Annotated in this window: 18 protein-coding genes; 1 reads left to right on the forward strand and 17 read right to left on the reverse strand. The window is 67.1% G+C overall.

Annotation, left to right across the window (positions count from 1 at the left end; genetic code table 11):
• Positions 1-63 precede the first annotated feature (63 nt).
• The 14 genes from ACSSVZ_RS22355 to rfbB form a co-directional block, all read right to left on the reverse strand.
• Positions 64-729: an SDR family oxidoreductase gene (locus tag ACSSVZ_RS22355; RefSeq protein WP_453973003.1), complete on the reverse strand. Its 666-nt coding sequence runs from the start codon at positions 727-729 to the stop codon at positions 64-66.
• Between the two features lie 9 nt (positions 730-738).
• Entirely contained in the window at positions 739-1,803 is a 1,065-nt protein-coding gene (locus ACSSVZ_RS22360; RefSeq protein WP_453973004.1) for a CgeB family protein, read from the reverse strand.
• On the reverse strand, positions 1,803-2,768 hold the full coding sequence (locus ACSSVZ_RS22365; protein WP_453973005.1) for a glycosyltransferase family 2 protein: 966 nt from the start codon (positions 2,766-2,768) through the stop codon (positions 1,803-1,805). Before ACSSVZ_RS22365 ends, ACSSVZ_RS22360 begins: the two co-directional genes overlap by 1 nt.
• The gene (locus tag ACSSVZ_RS22370; protein ID WP_453973006.1) at positions 2,765-3,475 is read right to left on the reverse strand and encodes a class I SAM-dependent methyltransferase; all 711 of its coding nucleotides are present in this window, start codon (positions 3,473-3,475) and stop codon (positions 2,765-2,767) included. Before ACSSVZ_RS22370 ends, ACSSVZ_RS22365 begins: the two co-directional genes overlap by 4 nt.
• Entirely contained in the window at positions 3,472-4,587 is a 1,116-nt protein-coding gene (locus ACSSVZ_RS22375; protein ID WP_453973007.1) for a glycosyltransferase family 4 protein, read from the reverse strand. The genes ACSSVZ_RS22370 and ACSSVZ_RS22375 overlap by 4 nt, the downstream gene beginning before the upstream one ends.
• Positions 4,577-5,308, reverse strand: a complete 732-nt coding sequence (locus tag ACSSVZ_RS22380; protein ID WP_453973008.1) for a dTDP-4-amino-4,6-dideoxyglucose formyltransferase — start codon at positions 5,306-5,308, stop codon at positions 4,577-4,579. The genes ACSSVZ_RS22375 and ACSSVZ_RS22380 overlap by 11 nt, the downstream gene beginning before the upstream one ends.
• Complete coding sequence (locus ACSSVZ_RS22385) at positions 5,305-6,438, reverse strand: DegT/DnrJ/EryC1/StrS family aminotransferase (protein ID WP_453973009.1); 1,134 nt, start codon at positions 6,436-6,438, stop codon at positions 5,305-5,307. Before ACSSVZ_RS22385 ends, ACSSVZ_RS22380 begins: the two co-directional genes overlap by 4 nt.
• On the reverse strand, positions 6,435-7,532 hold the full coding sequence (locus ACSSVZ_RS22390) for a glycosyltransferase family 4 protein (protein ID WP_453973010.1): 1,098 nt from the start codon (positions 7,530-7,532) through the stop codon (positions 6,435-6,437). The genes ACSSVZ_RS22385 and ACSSVZ_RS22390 overlap by 4 nt, the downstream gene beginning before the upstream one ends.
• Positions 7,529-8,200, reverse strand: coding sequence for a class I SAM-dependent methyltransferase (locus ACSSVZ_RS22395; RefSeq protein ID WP_453973011.1), 672 nt, complete (start codon positions 8,198-8,200; stop codon positions 7,529-7,531). The genes ACSSVZ_RS22390 and ACSSVZ_RS22395 overlap by 4 nt, the downstream gene beginning before the upstream one ends.
• A 106-nt stretch (positions 8,201-8,306) precedes the next feature.
• Positions 8,307-9,344 (reverse strand): UDP-glucuronic acid decarboxylase family protein, encoded by a 1,038-nt coding sequence (locus ACSSVZ_RS22400; protein ID WP_453973012.1) that lies wholly within the window; start codon positions 9,342-9,344, stop codon positions 8,307-8,309.
• A gap of 68 nt (positions 9,345-9,412) precedes the next feature.
• Positions 9,413-10,282, reverse strand: a complete 870-nt coding sequence (gene rfbA, locus ACSSVZ_RS22405; RefSeq protein ID WP_453973013.1) for a glucose-1-phosphate thymidylyltransferase RfbA — start codon at positions 10,280-10,282, stop codon at positions 9,413-9,415.
• Positions 10,279-11,175, reverse strand: coding sequence for a dTDP-4-dehydrorhamnose reductase (rfbD, locus tag ACSSVZ_RS22410; protein WP_453973085.1), 897 nt, complete (start codon positions 11,173-11,175; stop codon positions 10,279-10,281). The genes rfbA and rfbD overlap by 4 nt, the downstream gene beginning before the upstream one ends.
• A gap of 14 nt (positions 11,176-11,189) precedes the next feature.
• A complete protein-coding gene (gene rfbC / locus ACSSVZ_RS22415; RefSeq protein WP_453973014.1) occupies positions 11,190-11,744 on the reverse strand; it encodes a dTDP-4-dehydrorhamnose 3,5-epimerase in 555 nt (184 codons plus the stop codon).
• A gap of 1 nt (position 11,745) precedes the next feature.
• The gene (gene rfbB, locus ACSSVZ_RS22420; protein ID WP_453973015.1) at positions 11,746-12,834 is read right to left on the reverse strand and encodes a dTDP-glucose 4,6-dehydratase; all 1,089 of its coding nucleotides are present in this window, start codon (positions 12,832-12,834) and stop codon (positions 11,746-11,748) included.
• 516 nt (positions 12,835-13,350) lie between these two features.
• Here rfbB and ACSSVZ_RS22425 point away from each other — a divergent pair.
• Positions 13,351-14,169, forward strand: coding sequence for a YdcF family protein (locus ACSSVZ_RS22425; protein WP_453973016.1), 819 nt, complete (start codon positions 13,351-13,353; stop codon positions 14,167-14,169).
• Here ACSSVZ_RS22425 and ACSSVZ_RS22430 read toward each other — a convergent pair.
• From ACSSVZ_RS22430 to ACSSVZ_RS22440, 3 genes are all read right to left on the reverse strand, one after another.
• Positions 14,157-15,179: an NAD-dependent epimerase gene (locus ACSSVZ_RS22430; RefSeq protein ID WP_453973017.1), complete on the reverse strand. Its 1,023-nt coding sequence runs from the start codon at positions 15,177-15,179 to the stop codon at positions 14,157-14,159. The two genes, ACSSVZ_RS22425 and ACSSVZ_RS22430, sit on opposite strands and share 13 nt — an antisense overlap.
• A 128-nt stretch (positions 15,180-15,307) precedes the next feature.
• On the reverse strand, positions 15,308-16,594 hold the full coding sequence (locus ACSSVZ_RS22435; protein ID WP_453973018.1) for a nucleotide sugar dehydrogenase: 1,287 nt from the start codon (positions 16,592-16,594) through the stop codon (positions 15,308-15,310).
• A 266-nt stretch (positions 16,595-16,860) separates the two neighbouring features.
• A complete protein-coding gene (locus ACSSVZ_RS22440; protein WP_453973019.1) occupies positions 16,861-17,763 on the reverse strand; it encodes a methylated-DNA--[protein]-cysteine S-methyltransferase in 903 nt (300 codons plus the stop codon).
• Positions 17,764-17,822 lie beyond the last annotated feature (59 nt).

Here is a 17,822-nt window from a genome sequence, read left to right on the forward strand (position 1 = left end):
ATGGTCACCTTACCCTGGCGCCGTGTCGGCACATCCGCCGGCCCTAACCGCCGGACTCTAACTCTACGCCCCGGCCACCTCGATGGGGCAGGCCATGAGGTCGACAACGATCACCGCCAGATCCGTGGATTGCACGAGTTCGCCGCCCGGATTTGAGCGCGCATGAAAGGCCTGCCGCTCCGGGGACATGTCTCCATACATCGTGCTGTTCTCGATCAACGACGGACTGACGACGTTGACCCGCACCCGCCCATCGGTCCAGGCGGCAAGCGATTTCGCGAACGCCACTATCGCGCCCTTTCCGGCGGCGTAGATAGGGTCGAAGCTGCCGCGCTCGCCAGACACCGAGCCGAGAAGAAGAATGACCGACCTGTCGGCCATCTTCGGCAGGAAATCGCGCACGGTTTTCGCCACGGCAGAAAAGTTCACGTCCATGACGTGATCGACGAGCGCATCGTCATAGTCACGAAGCGGCTTTCCCGGCAGGAGACCAACCAGCGAGACGAGCACGTCGATGGGAGCATCCAGGGCGGGATCCCCCCTCAGGCGGGCTCGATCGAGAGCCGACGTCAGGTCGGCCTGGATCGGTACCAGCCCGTCGCGCGCGGCGAGCGGCGTGCGATTGTAGGTCGCCGCCACGTGATCGCCCCGCTCAAGGAACCGATCCACGACTGCCCCTCCGATGCTGGCGGACGCTCCAAGGATGAGGACGTGTCGACGAGGAAGCATGGCGTCGGCCTATCGTCGCGAGCGGCGTTTGTATGAGAACGCATTCGGGGTCATCGGCACCTTCGAGTTGGCCCACCGCCCGCCGGCAATTCCCAACTCGACGAACGCCGCCCGGCTGGCGCCGTAGCGCGTGATCGCCTGCGGGATGCGCCACGGCATGCGCGTCGCCGAGAAGATGCGCGCGTAGGTCTCGCCGAGTTCGCGGCGGCTGTAACCGCGCGCCGGGGCGCACCCCATAGCAGGCCGGACGCCTGCCATCATCGTCTCCCACCGGTGCCGATAGGTGTGCCGCGACAGCGCGGCGTGCTGGCCCGCGCCGGCGATCGCCTCCCGCTCGGCGTCGTGGGCAAGAAAGTGGTCGATCTTCGCGATCGCATCGTCGGCGCCCGCGTAGCAGACGCAATTGACGCCGTCCTCGAAGATCTCGGCAAAGCCGTTGTCGACGCGGTCGGTCACCAGCAGGGCGCCGGCGGCCCATGCCTCGAAGACCCGCATGTTGACGTCGCCATTGATCGCGGCGTTGAAGACGATCTTCGAGCGCCCGTAGAGCCGTCCCATTTCTTCGGGCGGGTAGAAGCGCCGGTAGTCGTTGGTGGCATAGCGCGGCAGCACGCCGGTCAGCGTCGCGTGCCGCTCCGTACCCGTCAGCCCGAGCTTGCCGACGAAGCCGACGTCGATGTCGCGCGCGGAAGCGGGGACGTGGTGCGTGTCCGGATCGCAGGCGAGCGGCAGCCAGTGGGCGTGGCGGTGACCGATCGCCTCGAATGCCGGCACGTAGTCCTTCTGGGCGATGAAAACCGCGTCGAAGAAGCGCGACATGTCGAGCCGGATGGGCAGGTTCTGGTGCACGTCGATGAAATAGGCCACGGCGGGACAGGCCAGCGCTTCGAGACCGAGCGGCCACTCCGGTCCCGGGTCGACGAACACGACGAGATCGTCGGGACCGATCTCGTCGAGGGCCGGGCGCCCGGTCCAGACCCGCAGCTCCGTCGATGGATCGGCGCGGGCGACGCCCTCGAAATAGCGCGCGGTGGTGTGCGCCTCCGGACTGCGGAACAGATGCGTGACGCCCATCAGGCCCTCCCCGCTTCGCTGCGACCGACGAGCGCCCGAAGCAGCGCCCGGATCAGCCGCAACGGCGGAAGGTCGTAGGCCGTTGCGCTCTCGGCGCTCGTGGAAATCAGCACGGGCTTGCGGCGCACCACGGCGTAGGCGAGCCATTTGGCCGTCTCGACGCTCAGTCGCATCCGGAATCGCCACCAGGACAGCCGCCCATGGATCGTGCCGAGGTCGTAGTAGGCAAGCCGGTTCGCCGCGTGGATCTCATAGAGAAAGCGCTGGCGCTTCCAGAAGGCCCACAAGGCATTGCCCTTGTAGGTGTCCGGATAATCGTCCGGCCGCTCATGGCGCACAATGATGATCGGCTCGTCCACATAGCCGACGGCGCCCCGCATCGCCAGCCGCATCCATAGGTCGACGTCGGACAGCAGGCCGAACCGCTCGCGCATGCCGCCGACCGCTTCCCAGTCGGACCGCCGGATCATCGCCGTGCCGCGCACGGGACAGCCCCATTGCGGCAGCAGGAACGTGTCGAGCAGCCAGCGCCCATCGACTCGCCCCGGCGGTATCGCGGCGGAATGGACGAAGTCGCTGCCATCGACGCCGTAGGGATTGAAGACGAACGTCGCGTCGGGATGCGCCTCGGCAAGCTCCAGCCATTTCTCCAGGAGATCACGCCGGTAGAGGTCGTCGTGGTGCAGCAGCGCGATGTAGGGACGCTCCGACAGCGACACCGCGAAGTTGGCGTTGCCCGGCATGCCCATGTTGTGCGGCGTCTGCACGGGGCGGATGCGCGGGTCCGTCTCGGCCATCTGCAGGATGCGGGCATAGGTCCCGTCCGTCGAGCAGTCGTCGCTGACGATGACCTCGTAGCCGTCGAGGGTCTGGTCGAGCACCGTCGCCAGCGTCGACCGGATGACCGCCTCGTGATTGTAGGTGAGGAGGCAGACGGAGATTTTCTCGCCGGAGAGCGCGCTCATGCCTTCTGCGCCTTGATGAGAATCTGCCCGCCGAACAGGTTCGGCCAGCGCCGCTCCCCCCAGCCGTCGATCGCCGCCGACCAGGACTTCGGCAGGATGTGGCGCCTGAGGATCCACAGCGGCACGCTCCCCTGCACCGATTTGTCGACGACCGTCAGATCCGGCGTTCGCGACAGCAGCACGCGCTCGGCCGTCCGGTAGGTGATGAAGCGCAGGTGCGTCTCGTCCATCAGCCCGACCGGCTCGTAGTCGAAGCTGCCGCGCAGGAATTTCAGACGCTGTCGCCAGACCACGATGTTGGGCACGGCGATCAGCACGACCCCGCCGGGGGCGAGTTGCCGCGTGAAGCGGGCGAGCACCTCGGCCGGCTCGCGCATGTGCTCCAGCACGTGCGAGAAGATCATCGTGTCGAACGTGCGGTCCGCGAACTCGGCCGGAAAGTCGCGCTCGATGTCGAACACCCAGCAGCGGTCCACGTGCGCGCCGGCAATCTCGGCCTCCGCGTGTGCGTAGGTGATGCCCTCGACCGTGCAGCCCGGATGTTCGCGCCGGATGAGCACCGCGTTGTCGCCGGCACCGCAGCCCACGTCGAGCACCCGGCGATGCGCGCCCGACATCAGCGCAAGGAGGGGAAGGTTGCCGTTGTTCCGGTAGATGCGATCCGGCTCGGCCAATGTGGTCAGCTCGTTCGGCTCAAGGGGCATCATATCGCCAGATGCTCCCGGAAAAGGTCGGAGTACAGACGCGCCGTGCCGGCCGCGCCGAGCGGGGCGACGATCGCCCTGTTGAGGGCCGCATGCCGCTCGAACAACGAGGGGTCGGCGATGTAGCGCTCGAGCCGTTCGACGAACGCCTCGGTCGTCGGGTCGCAGTTGAAGCCGTTCACCCCATCCTCGATCAGTTTGCCAATTCCGAGCACCCGGTTGCTGATCACGATCCCCATGCCCGACGCCATCGCTTCCAGAATGGTGAAGTTGCCGTTGCTGAAACTGGCCGGCAGCAGCAGGACGTCAGAGCGCTCGTAGACCTTCGGGAGGTCGTCCCAGGTCGCGATATCGGTCAGGAACTCCACGGCATCGCCGAGGTCCAGTTCGGCGATCTTCTGACGGCACTGCCCTCCGAGCTCTCCCGCCGCGTTCATCAGCAACCGGGAACCCGGATGCCGCTGCAGGATGGCGGCGAAGATATCGATCGCACCGACCGGATTGTAGATCTCCGTCATCCGGTTGGCGAAGAGGTAGGTGTAGGCGGACCTGGCCGTCCGCGGGGCATGGCTCGCATAATCGTCGATGTCCACCGCATAGCGGCCCGCCACGACCTTGTCGCCGAACCGGAATTCGGTGCGGAACTGGTCGACGATGTCGTCGGCCGTGGTCATCACCATGTCCACGTCGCGATAGAGATGCTGCAACACCCGCCAGCTCAGTCCCCGTGTGCGCAGCCTGCCGCCGCCGTCCCGCGACCGCTCGGTCAGCACCACGGTCTTCCGACCGTTCTTGCGCGCCCAACGGTAGGCCAGATAATTGGCGGGGATCGAGAACCCGCCAAGCATCACCACATCCGGATCGAAGGCCTCGAGCTTCTCCGTCAGCCCAGCCGCCAGATACTTCTCCGCCAGCGGCCCGGACGTGAAGAACCGCACGTCGTCGAGGATCCGGCAGTGGTCCCCAAGATCCACCCGCCACCAGCTTCCCCGCGTGCGATCCGGCGGCTCGTAGAACCAGAACTCGGCGTCGAAATAGGGCTGCAGCGCCTCGCACAGCCTGATCTGGTGCGGCACGGCGACCGAACTGAGGAACAGAAGCCGTCTACCCGTCATGGACATCGTCGGACGGTTCAAGCTCGAGACGCAGGTGGACCTTGCGCCCACCCAGGGTCATCCACGCGTTGGAGAAAGGAGGATGGCTCAACGCCCGCAGCTGATCGACAAACTCGCGGAAGGTGCCGACACGGTCTGGATCAAGCTCACAAAGGGCGGCGAAATCGTCCTTGCCGTTGTAGTTGCCCTCGATGGCCGGTGGCACCGCATCGTAGTCACCGGCGATGAGGCGCGGCAGCCATGCCCTGAACAGCGCGACTTCCTCCTGGAGGAGCCGCAAATAGACGTCACGCGATGTATCCCAGGGATGCACCTGGACTTCGCTCTGGCATATGATGGGGCCGTGGTCGATCTGCTCGTCCATCTCGTGAATGGTCGCGCCGACCGGCAACTGGTTCAGGATCGAGAACACCTGAGGGTACCAGCCGCGATTGTAAGGGTTGAACCCGGGGTGAATGTTGAGGCAGCGCACAGCCTGCACCAGGGCAGCAGGAAAGAGCTGTTTGGAATGGCATGAGAAACCAAGATCATAGTCGAGAAACCGAGTGGCGTCCCGCTTGAGCGAGACCGGCGTAACCGTACTGCCGACCACCTCGTCTCTGAAAAGCGGTTCGGACGAAGGGCTGCAGAAGAACTCTACCTTTGCCGCAGAGACGGTGCGGAACAGGGGCCGAAAAGAATCGTGAATGAATTTGTTGTCCGTCAGAACGAAGATCTTCACTGGTCGCCCCCTTCTTGCGAAGAAGATGCCCGGATCACCGCGATCACCCTGTCCTGATCCACGTCGCGGAGGGCCGGATAGATCGGCAGGCAGATCACTTCGTTGGCGATGCGGGTGGCCACCGGCAGGTTGTCGGCTGCGGCGGAGGCAAGGTCGCGATACATCGGCATGGTGCTGATCAGCGGGAAGAAATAACGTCGGCCGAAAATGCCGGCCTCCTTCAGACGCTCGTAGAGCGCATCCCGCGCGAGCGCGTAGTCCGGCCCGACCAGGATCGGGAAATAGGCGTAGTTGTAGTCGGTCTCGGCCGGCGCGGGGCGGGTCGCAATGCCCGCGATGCCGCGCAGCCCCTCGCAGTAGCGGCGATGGATCTCGCGCCGCCGAGCGATCGCGCCATCCACGTGCTGCAGTTGCAGCAGGCCCATGGCGGCCTGCACCTCGTTCATCTTGCCGTTGATGCCGGCCTCGACCACCGTCACCTCGTCGGCAAAGCCGAAATTCTTCAGGTAGTCGATGTGCTGCTTCGCCTCCGCGTCGGGGGAGACGATGGCGCCGCCCTCGAACGTATTGAACACCTTCGTCGCGTGGAAGCTCAGCACCGAAAGGTCGCCGTGCCGCATCAGGCCCTCGCCGCGCAGCCGGACGCCGAACGCGTGTGCGGCGTCGTAGATGACCTTCAGCCCATGGGTCGCGGCGATCTCGCGGATGCGGACGACGTCGCAGGGAACGCCGTAGCAGTGCACGGCCAGGATGGCGGTCGTTTGCGGTGTGATGGCCGCTTCGATGTTCCCCGGGTCGAGGTTCATCGTTTGCGGGTCGATGTCGACGAACACCGGCGTCAGGTCGTTCCAGACCAGCGAATGCGCGGTGGCAACGAACGAATAGGGGGTGGTGATGACCTCCCCTTTCACGCCCAGCGCCTGCAACGCGGTCACCAGCGCGATCGTGCCGTTGGTGAACAGCGACACCTGATCGACGCCGAGATAGCCGCACAGCGCCGCTTCCAGCTGCTGGTGGAAGGCGCCGTTGTTGGTGAGCCATTTCCGCTCCCAGATCTTCTCCAGATAGGGAACGAAATCCTCCAGCGGCGGCAGGAACGGTTCGGTGACGTAGATCGGCTTGTCGGTCACGGGCGCGCGACCTCCTGGTAGAGCGCGAGATACCGGGCACCGATCCGCTCAGGTGAGAACCGGACGACGTTGCGCAGTCCCGCTTCGACGAGGCGGCGGCGATAATCGGGATCGGCCAGCACCCGCTCGAATCCGGCGCGCATCGATTGGACGTCGAGCGGATCGACCAGGCAAGCCCCCTCTCCCGCCACGTCCGACATCGGCGGAATGTTGGCGGTGATCACCGGCCGGCCGACGGCCTGGCCCTCGATGACCGGCAGGCCAAATCCTTCGCCGATCGACACGAAGGAGACGATGTCGCAATCGGCATAAAGGGCATAGAGAGCCTCGTTGGTGATGCCGGCATGGGTCTCGACCGCGGTCCCGTGTTCCTGCAGGGCGGTCTCGATGGCTTGATCGAGCTGGCCGACCAGCACTAGCCGGACATCGAGCCCCGCAAGCGCCTCGATCAGGCGCGGGACGTTCTTGTAGGGCTGCGTGCCGACCTGAAGCACCACCGGGCAAGCGCTGTCGAACGGCTTCGCGGCGGGCCTGAAGATCGGCCGGTGGCAATTTTCCACGACGCGCACGCGCTCCGGCGGGATGCCGAGATGCCGCTCGAGGTTGGTGCGCGTTTCCTGCGAGACGGCGGTGGCGGCCGCCGCATAGCGGATCGGCAGCACCATCCACACCCACTTGTAGATCCAGCGCTTGAGGCCGCCGAGGCCGAACAGGAAGTTGCCGATATCGTGGATGGTGACGACGGTCTTCCGCCGCGGCAGCAGCAGGGCGAGATAGGTGATGTCGCCCGTCACATGGTAGACGTCGGCGTCGAGCCGCCGCAACCGCACGGCATCGGCAACGGCCTGCCAGCGGGGGCCGGCCTCGTACTCGACGACCTCCGCATGAGGGGCGAGTTCCGCGGCGATCGCGTGGAACAGCTCCTCGATGCTGAATGCCTCCGCCCGGCGCTGCCGGTAGATCAGCACCACCTTCAGCCGCCGCGCCTCCGCCGGTCGTCGGGGCGCAACGGCGCCTGCGGCGGCCCCGCCACCGGCCGGACCATCATCCGCCGTGGCGCCGTGCCGGAGGGCCAGTCCCTGATCGCCGATCAAACCGGGCGCCTGCATTCGATCGCGAGAGACGTCATCCCGCTCCCCTCGTCGACGAAACGACCGGCATCCTCCACCGCCTTGAACATCGGATCGGCGCAGTCGTTGAACGCGCAGCGGCGGATATCGACGAACCCGACGGCCGCCAGGGCCCGCGTCATGGACGGCTCGTCCCACATCCAGCGATGCTTGGCGTTGCCGAACACGCTGCGCAGCCGTCCGACCACCCCTTTCGGGCGGAGCTCCTCGCCGAGGCAGGCGGAGCGCATGAAGTCGCTGTTGGCCTCGTCGACACCCTGTCCCAGCATGTCGGTGTAACGCCGCGCGATCACTTCGAGGTCCGGCACGACCAGCCGGAACACCCCGCCGGGTTTCAGCATGGTGTAGGTGTGCCCGAGCACGGCCCTGAAGTCTTCCAGGGTGAGATGCTCCAGCACGTGCGACGCGTAGATGCCCGCGCAGGCGCCCGGTGCCGTCAGCGGCCCGTTGCAGATGTCGCCGTAGAGCACCTCGTCAGGGAACCGGACGCCTCCCGCACGCCGGACCAGCGGGGCGAGCCCCGGCACGCGGGACAGGCGCAGCGTCGGCGAGTTGTCGTAGTTGAGCCAGCCCTGCCCGACGGAAAGCCCGCATCCGTACTGCACGTAGAGGTTATGCGCCTGGTCCGTCATGTCCGCCTCGTGCTGTCGTCCGTTGCCGGCGTTGCGGCTGGACCACGATTGAACGTCATTCCAAGACATCCGCGGACCGCGCCGGGAAGCGGGGCGGCGGTCCGGGTCATTGCACCGTCTGCCCGACGTCGTCCTGCGTCTTCGCGCCGCTCAGCAGCGCATCGAAATAGGCGATGGTCTTCTTGAGGCCGTCTTCCAGCGGCGTGACGGGCTCCCAGCCCAGCACCTGCTTCGCCAGCGTGATGTCCGGCTGGCGCTGCATCGGATCGTCCGCGGGCAGCGGCCTGCCGATCAGCTTCGAGCGCGAGCCGACCATCTCGACCACCAGTTCCGCCAGTTGCCTGATCGTGAATTCTCTCGGATTGCCGATGTTGACGGGTCCGGTGAAATCGTCGCCGGTTCCCATCAGCCGCAGGAAGCCCTCCACCAGGTCGTCGACGTAGCAGAACGATCGCGTCTGATCGCCGTCGCCATAGATGGTGATGTCCTCGCCGCGCAGGGCCTGCACGATGAAGTTGGACACCACGCGCCCGTCGTTCGGATGCATCCGGGGACCGTAGGTGTTGAAGATGCGGGCCACCTTCACCGGCATCCCATGCTGGCGGCGATAGTCGAAGAACAGCGTCTCGGCGCAGCGCTTGCCCTCGTCGTAGCAGGAGCGCGGTCCGATCGGGTTGACGTTGCCCCAGTAGTCCTCGGTCTGCGGATGCACGCGCGGATCGCCGTACACCTCGCTCGTCGAGGCCTGCATGATCGGGCAGCGCAGCCGCTTGGCCAGCCCCAGCATGTTGATGGCGCCATGGACGGAGGTCTTCGTCGTCTGCACCGGATCGTGCTGATAGTGGATCGGCGAAGCCGGGCAGGCGAGGTTGTAGATCTGGTCGACCTCGACATAGAGCGGGAACGTCACGTCGTGCCGCATCAGCTCGAAGCGCTTGTGGCCGATCAGATGCTCGATGTTCTGCCGCCCACTGGTGAAGAAGTTGTCGACACAGAGCACCTCGTCGCCCTCGGCGATCAGCCGCTCGCACAGGTGCGAGCCGAGGAAGCCGGCACCACCGGTGACGAGAACGCGCTTGCGCACGCCCAGCGAGCTGCGGGAGGAGAAGGCATTCGTGCGAACCGGCGAAGTGTATGGTGCCATTGCTCGTTTCTTGGATTTGGCGGTCCGGAGCCCGCCGTCTGAAAAAGGATGCCTCGTCTCGTCGCCGCCTACCCGGCGTTCAGGATGCCCAGAAGGTATCGGCCATATTCGCTGTTGCGGACGCCCGCTGCCAGTTCGGCCAGTTGGTCGGCCGAGATCCAGCCGGACCCGAAGGCGATCTCCTCCGGGCAGGCAATGCGCATGCCCTGGCGATGCTCCAGCGCGCGGAAGAACTCCGACGCTTCCATCAGCGCCTCCGGCGTTCCGGTGTCCAGCCAGGCGAAGCCCCGTCCCATCAGTTTCACGGACAGATCGCCGCGCTCGAGATAGGTCCGGTTGACGTCGGTGATCTCGAGCTCTCCCCGCGCCGACGGCACGAGGCCCCGCGCGATGGAGGGCGCATCCTCGTCGTAGAAATACAGCCCGGTCACCGCCCAGCTGGTGCGCGGCCTCGCCGGCTTCTCCTCGATCGAGATCGCCGTGCCGTCCTTCGCCAGTTCCACCACGCCGTACCGGCTCGGATCGCTCACATGATAGGCGAAGATCGTCCCGCCGGAGAGGTCGGCAATGGCGCCGGACAGGAATTCCGGGAGGCCATGGCCATGGAAGATGTTGTCGCCGAGCACCAGGGCGCACGGCCCGCCCTCGAGGAAGTCCTCGCCGATGGTCAGCGCCTGGGCGAGACCGTCGGGGCGGGGCTGCACGGCGTATGCGAGGCGGATACCCCATTGTTCGCCGGTGCCGAGCAGTTGCTCGAAGCGCGGCAGGTCCTCGGGCGTCGAAATGACCAGGATCTCGCGCAGCCCGGCCAGCATCAGGGTCGTGAGCGGATAGTAGATCATCGGCTTGTTGTAGACGGGGAGGAGCTGCTTGGAGACGACCCGCGTCATCGGATAGAGCCGCGTGCCGCTGCCGCCGGCCAGAATGATGCCCTTCATCGGATGTCCCCTTCGGCCAGGATCCGCGCCACGCACGCGTCGAGCGGCGCGTGCCAGTCGGGGAGCCGGATCCCGTGAACCGCAGCCACCTTCGCCGTGTCGAGACGCGAGTTTGCCGGCCGTTCGGCCGGCCTCGGATTGTCGGCGGTGGCGATGCGGCGGACGCGCGCGGTGGGCCCGCCGCGCGCGGCGGCAGCGGCGAACGTCGCCTCGGCGACATCCGCCCAGGAGGCCTCGCCGGCGGCCGTCATGTGGAAGATGCCGCGCAACGCCGCTTCGTCCGGCCGCGCCACGAGGTTGGCGCACGCCGCGAGGATCCCGTCGGCGAGATCCAGCGCCGAGGTCGGCGCGCCGACCTGGTCGTCGACCACCGCCACCTCGTCACGCTCGGCGCCGAGACGCAGCATGGTGCGCACGAAGTTCACGCCGAACGGGCTGTAGACCCAGGAGGTGCGGACGATCATGTGGTCCGGGGTGGCGGCGGCCACGGCCTCCTCCCCCTCCAGCTTCGTCGCCCCGTAGACGCTGCGCGGCCCCGTTCGATCGTCTTCCCGGTAGCGCCGGTCACGCGTTCCCGCGAACACATAGTCCGTCGACATCTGCACGAGCGGCACGCCAAGGTCGCGCGCCGCCTCCGCCACCGTGCGTGCGCCTGCGGCGTTGATCGCGCGGGCGACGTCCGGCTCGCTCTCGGCCTTGTCGACGGCGGTGTAGGCGGCGGCATTGACGATCGCGTCGGGCCCGACCGTCCGGAAGAGCCCCGCCAGCACGCCCGGCTCCGCGAGTTCCATCTCCGGCCGGCTGACGCAGACGACGTCGGCGCCGGCCGCGGCCGCCCGCTCGCGAAGCGCACGCGCGAGCTGCCCGGTCCGTCCCGTCACCGCGATCCGCATGCCCGGGTGCGCGCTCATTCGAACGGTGCCTCGAGATCCGCGAGGCGCGGAAGGTTGCGGTCCTTGCCGGACAGGATCGCCTGCTCCGGGGCCACCGGCCAGGCGATCGCCAGCTCGGGATCGTCCCAGGCAACGCCGCCGTCGTGCTCGGGTGCGTAATACTCCGTCACCTTGTAGAGGACCTCGGCATCGGACGTCAGCGTACAGAAACCGTGGGCGAAGCCCTTCGGCACGAAGAGCTGCAGCCAGTTCTCCGCCGACAGTTCCTGGCTGACGAAGCGCCCGTAGGTGGGCGACGAGCGTCGCAGGTCGACGGCGATGTCCAGCACCGCCCCGCGCACCACGCGCACCAGCTTGTCCTGAGCGAACGGCGGCGTCTGGAAATGCAGGCCGCGGACGGTCCCGGGCGTCCCCGACAGCGAGTGGTTGTCCTGCACCCAGTGGACCGGGAGGCCGGCCTCCCGGAACACGTCAGTCCGGTAGACCTCGGAGAAGAACCCCCGATCATCGCCGTGGCGCCGCGGACGCACGAGCTTCACGTCCGCAATCTCGGTCGCGACGATCTCCACCCTACGCGCCCCCCACCGGGACGGTTGCATCGGCAGGGGCTGCCCCAAGACGCTCTCCCCGGTAGACGCCCCTCAGCGGCGCCCACCAGGCGCGGTTGTCGAGATACCAGCGGACGGTTTTGGCGAGCCCGCTCTCGAAGCTTTCCGACGGCACCCACCCCAGCGATGCGCCGATCCTGGAGGCATCGATCGCATAGCGCAGGTCGTGGCCCGGCCGGTCCGGAACGAAGCTGATCAGCTCGGCTCGGCTGCCGCCGGCGTTGCGCGGAGCCATCCGGTCGACCAGCTCGCAGACCATGCGCACCACGTCGATGTTGCGGACCTCGTTGCCGCCGCCGATCGTGTAGACGTCCCCCGCCGCTCCTTCCGCCGCGACGAGCGCCAGCGCCCTGGCGTGATCGTCGACGAACAGCCAGTCGCGCACGTTCTCCCCGGCGCCATAGACGGGCAGCGCCTTTTCCTCGAGCGCGTTGAGGATCATCAGCGGAATCAGTTTTTCCGGAAACTGGTAGGGGCCGTAGTTGTTGGAGCAGTTGGTGATGATCGCCGGCAGCCCGTAGGTCTCCCGCCAGGCGCGGACGAAATGGTCGGCCGACGCCTTGGAGGCGGAATAGGGCGAATTGGGGTTGTAGGCGCTGTCTTCGGTGAAGTGGCCTTCTGCCCCGAGCGATCCGAATACCTCATCCGTCGAGACATGGTGGAAGCGGAAGCGGGCCTGCGCCGCGGGGTCGAGGCCGCGCCAGTGACGCAGCACCTCCTGCAGCAGCACGAAGGTTCCCACGACATTGGTATCCACGAAGGCGGCCGGGCCGTCGATCGACCGGTCGACATGGGTCTCGGCTGCGAGATTGAGGACGATGTCGGGGTGAAAGTCCGCCAGGATGGCCCGGACCCGAGGACCATCGCCGATGTCGGCCTGCACGAACCGATAGCCTGGCGCATCGCGGACGGGAGACAGAGACGACAGCGTTCCGGCATAGGTGAGCTTGTCGAGGACAAGCACGTCGTTGTCGCCGCCGGACAGGAGATGGCGCACGACGGCGGAGCCGATGAAGCCCGCCCCGCCCGTCACCAGGAACCGTCTCGCCATACGCGTCCCTTTTCATTCGCCCGCACCTGCCCCTGCAGGATCAACTGCGAACTGCGTGCGCGCACGCCAACCTTCGGTCAGATGACACCCGCCTGAACGAGGGTCGCCGCATACACAGATACTTGGAGGCCGCGCGATGCTCGTGGCGATTCGACGCGAGCGGGCTGGGCTCGGGTGCCATTTCCGATCGGATGGGTTCCACCTGATCGGCGGGAAATGGCGTCGCCACCTGACGCCGAGCGATTCGCTTTCGGGCAGATCGCGTCAATCTGAACGGAGTTTGCTCTAGCAGAGCATGCTGCCCTGCACAACAGACAGACGATGGGTCCGGACTTACTGCACGGATAGTGCCGCAGCCGCGGTCGCGAACGGAAAGAAGGCTTCCACTTTTCTTCGTCCCGCCCCGACAGGACGGGACAGGGTGGATTGAAGCGGGATGCGCGATCTGCAAATGCTGCCATCGCGGCGCCATCGAAAGCACCGGCATGCCTTTCCTCCGCGCCGAAGGACGTCTCGATGCCCGCCCTTCTCGACGTGACGCTTCGGTTCTTCACCGTCCCCTCAAACCTCCTGGCAACCCTTCTGGTGCTCGGGGTGATCGGGCTTCTGGCGGGATTGCGTCGGCCGGGAGGCGTTGCGACCGCGCTCGCAACCGGGCTTCTCCTGGTCTGCGGCTACACGACCCTGGGCATCGCCCTTCAGCACCCGCTGGAGCTCCGCTTTCCGCCAGGCCCGGAGGTGAGCACGCCCCCGACCGGCATCATCATTCTCGGCGGCGCGATCGACGCCTCGCTCAGCAGGGATGGCCGCCCGATCCCCCTGAACGAGGCGGGGGACCGCTTCACGGCCGCGGCCGAGCTCGCCGCCAGGTTTCCGGACGCGGTCATCTTCATCGCCAGCGGCGGAGCGCCGCCCGGACGTCCGGACGCCACCGAACTGACGCTCGGCACCGAGCTGCTGGCAAGCTTCGGCGTTGCCCGGGACCGCATCACCGGCGACGACCGCTCGGTCGACACCTGGGACAACGCACGCTTTGCCTACGACGTGCTGCGCCCTCAGCCCAGTCAGATGTGGCTGATCGTCACCTCGGCAATCCACATGCCGCGGACGATGGGGGCATTCCGTGCCAGCGGGTGGACCGGACTGGTTGCCTGGCCCGTCGACTATCGCAGCCGCGGAACCGAGTGGCCGGGGTTCACGCTGAAACTGTCGGCGGGACTCGGCAACATCGACGAGGCGGCCCACGAATGGGTCGGGCTGGCCGCCTACTACCTGCGCGGCCGGTCGCCGTCGCTGCTTCCCGGGCCGGAGCAACCCCGACGTCAGGACCCGTAATAGTCCCGATACCAGGCAACGAACGCCGCAACACCCTCCTTCACCGGCGTCGCCGGCCGGTAGTCGACCGCCTTCTCCAGCTCGGATACGTCGGCGTAGGTGTCGGGCACGTCGCCCGGCTGCAGGGGCAGCAGGTCCTTGATCGCCGTCTTGCCAACCGCTTCCTCGATCGCCTCGATGTAGGCGGAGAGCTTCACCGGCGCGTTGTTGCCGATGTTGAAGATCCGGAACGGCGCGTTCGAGGAGCGCGGGTCCGGGTCCGCGGCGTCCCAGTCCGGGTCGGGCTCGGCCACCTGATCGCTCACCCGGATCACCCCTTCGACGATGTCGTCGACATAGGTGAAGTCGCGGGTGTGGTTGCCGTGATTGAAGACGGGGATCGGCTCGCCGGCGAGGATGTTCCTGGTGAACATGAACAGCGCCATGTCCGGACGGCCCCACGGGCCGTAGACGGTGAAGAAGCGCAGCCCCGTGGTCGGCATCCGGTAGAGATGGCTGTAGGCATGCGCCATCAGCTCGTTGGCGCGCTTGGTGGCGGCGTAGAACTGCAGCGGATGGTCGACGCCGTCGTGCTCGGAGAACGGCATCTTGGTGTTGGCGCCGTAGACGCTGGAGGTCGACGCGTAGGTGAGGTGCGCCACCTCGGCGTGGCGGCAGGCCTCCAGGACGTTGGTGAAGGCGATCAGGTTCGATTCCACGTAGGCGTGCGGATTGACGAGGCTGTAGCGCACGCCGGCCTGGGCGGCCAGGTGGATCACCCTGTCGAAACGATGCGTCTCGAAACAGGCCTCCACGGCGGCGCGATCGGCGAGGTTTTCGCGCACGACGGCGTACTCGGCATTGGTCCGCGCGGCGGTTTCCGCCAGCACGGTCAGCCGCGCTTCCTTGATCGCCGGATCGTAGTAGTCGTTGACGACGTCGAACCCGACCACGCTGTCGCCGCGCTCCAGGAGCCGTTTGGCGGTGTGGAAGCCGACGAAGCCGGCGCTGCCAGTCACGAGTACCTTCATCGGATCCTGTCTGCTCGTGTGCGGGAGAAGCGTACAGCGCGCAGCGGCGCTGCCGGCGCACCCACCGGGATCGACGACCCAGGCGGCGGTGTCAACGTTCTGTCACACAAAGCGGCGCGGGACGCCACTCATGGCCGCCAGAGGCGGACGCGGTCCGGCTTCGCGGCGCGGTCGAGACGCGCCTTGAGATCCATGACCACGCCGCCCTCTTCCGCCAGCAGACCCTCGACGAACGGCCAGCCGCGGTCGAGATAGGCCTCGTGCGGAACCGCCAGGATGACCGCGTCGGCGCGCCCGAGCGCGGCCTCCTCGACCAGCTCGAACCCGTATTCGTGACGGACTTCGGCTGCGTCGGCCATGCAGTCCGAGACGGTGACCTCCATCCCGAAGGCCTGCAGTTCGCGGATCACGTCGACGACCTTGGAATTGCGGATGTCTGGCACGTTCTCCTTGAACGTGATGCCGAGGACCGTGACCCGGCGGCCCGGCCGGCCGCCGCTGTTGATCAGCCGCACGCCGGTGCGCGCGATGCGGGCGCCGACGTCGTCGTTGGTGCGGCGGCCGGCGAGGATCACCTCGGGATGCAGCCCCACCATCTGCGCCTTGTGGGTCAGGTAATAGGGATCGACGCTGATGCAGTGGCCGCCGACCAGGCCGGGCGTGAAGCGCAGGAAGTTCCACTTCGTGCCGGCCGCGGCCAACACGTCGTAGGTGTCGATGTCCATCCGCCCGAAGATGTCCGACAGTTCGTTCATGAAGGCGATGTTCAGGTCGCGCTGGGCGTTCTCGATGACCTTGGCGGCTTCGGCGACCCGGATCGAGGGGGCGCGGTGGATGCCAGCGGTCACCACCGACCCATAGACCTCCGCGACGACGTCGAGGGTGCGCTCATCCTGGCCTGCCACCACCTTCACGATGGTCTCCAGCCGATGCTCCCTGTCGCCGGGATTGATGCGTTCGGGAGAATAGCCGACCGTGAAATCGGTGCCGCCGACGAGGCCGGAGGCGCGTTCCAGCACGGGAACGCACTCCTCCTCCGTGGCACCGGGATAGACGGTTGATTCGTAGACGACGATCGCGCCGGCCGAGAGCGCGCCGCCGACGGTCGCGCTGGCGGCCATGACGGCCCCCATGTCGGGCCTGCGGGCGGCATCGATCGGCGTCGGCACGGTGACGATGAAGAAGTCGGCCCCCTTCAGCTCCTGCGGATCGCTGGAAAAGCGGATGCCGGCATCGATGAGATCGCGCGCGTCGACCTCCCGGGTGTGGTCGTGGCCCGAGCGAAGCTCCTCGACACGGCGCGCGCTGATGTCGAAGCCGATCACGGGCGCACCGGACTTCGCCAGGGCCACCGCCACCGGCAGCCCCACGTAGCCGAGGCCGATCACCGCGATCTTCCGGCCGTGCTGCGTCATTCGTTCCCCTTCCCCGGCCCGACGTGGGGGCGCGAGCGGCGTGATCCCTGGAGCATTTCCCGCTCAGATCGAAGCGACCTGAGCGAACTGGGATTGCCCAAGGTATTGAGTCTGGAGCCATTTCTTGTCGATCAGGTATTTCCGCCTGATCGGAAGAGGCTCTAGATCATTCCGCAGCGCGAAGGAAGACGGCACGGGACCGGATACGCGGCACGCGCGCCGGGGCCGGATGGATCGGGGCACAGGCCCCGTCTGCCGGCCCGACTTCACGCCGCGAAGCGGCCGGCTTCCCAGCCGAGGATCGCCCGCTTGCGGGTCAGGCCCCAATGGTAGCCGCACAGGCTGCCGCCCTTCCCCAGCACTCGGTGGCACGGGACCACGAACGAGATCGGGTTGCGGCCAACGGCGCTGCCCACCGCCCGCGCCGCCGTCGGCTTGCCGATGTGGCTGGCGACATCGGAATAGGTGGTCGCGCGGCCGGGCTTCACCTTCAGCAGCGTCTGCCAGACCTTCACCTCGAAGTCCGAGCCGATCAGCACCACCCGCACCGGCTGGTCGCGGGTCCATGCCTCCGGCTCGAAGACCCGTGCCGCCGTTGCGGCGGTGGCGATGGCATCCTCGCGGTAGTCGGCATTCGGCCAGCGCCGCGCCATGTCGGCGAAGGCCGCTTCCTCTTCGCCCGGATCGGCGAAGGCGAGCCCCGCGAGCCCGTAGTCGGTGACCATCAGCAGCGCCCGCCCGAACGGGCTGTCGTGCCAGCCCCAGCGGATCTCGATGCCGCGGCCGCGCTCGCGGTAGACCCCGGGCGGCATCGCCACATGCGTCACGAAGAGGTCGTGCAGCCGGCCGGGGCCGGACAGGCCGGCCTCGAAGGTGGCATCCAGCACGCTCGCACGGTTCTCCAGGAGCTGGAGCGTATGGTCGAGGGTCACCGCCTGCAGGAACTGCTTCGGCGTGAGCCCCGCCCAGCGATCGAAGGTGCGGGTCAGTTGCACCGGAGTGACGCCGACGGCGCGGGCGACGTCCGGCACGCTCGGCTGATCCTGGAAGCGGCTGGAAATATGGGCGAGCGCGCGCCGGACGATGTCGTAGTCCCCTGCCGTCCGGGGCGGGACCAGGTCCCTTTCTTCCGTCGGTGCCGGCAGTGTGTCGATTGCGGATCCAAGCATCGCCTGGGGCTCCCTGTTGCCTGTCATGCTGGAATGAACCCCGATCCGCGCCTCACCGC

The organism is Amorphus sp. MBR-141, from assembly GCF_053628695.1.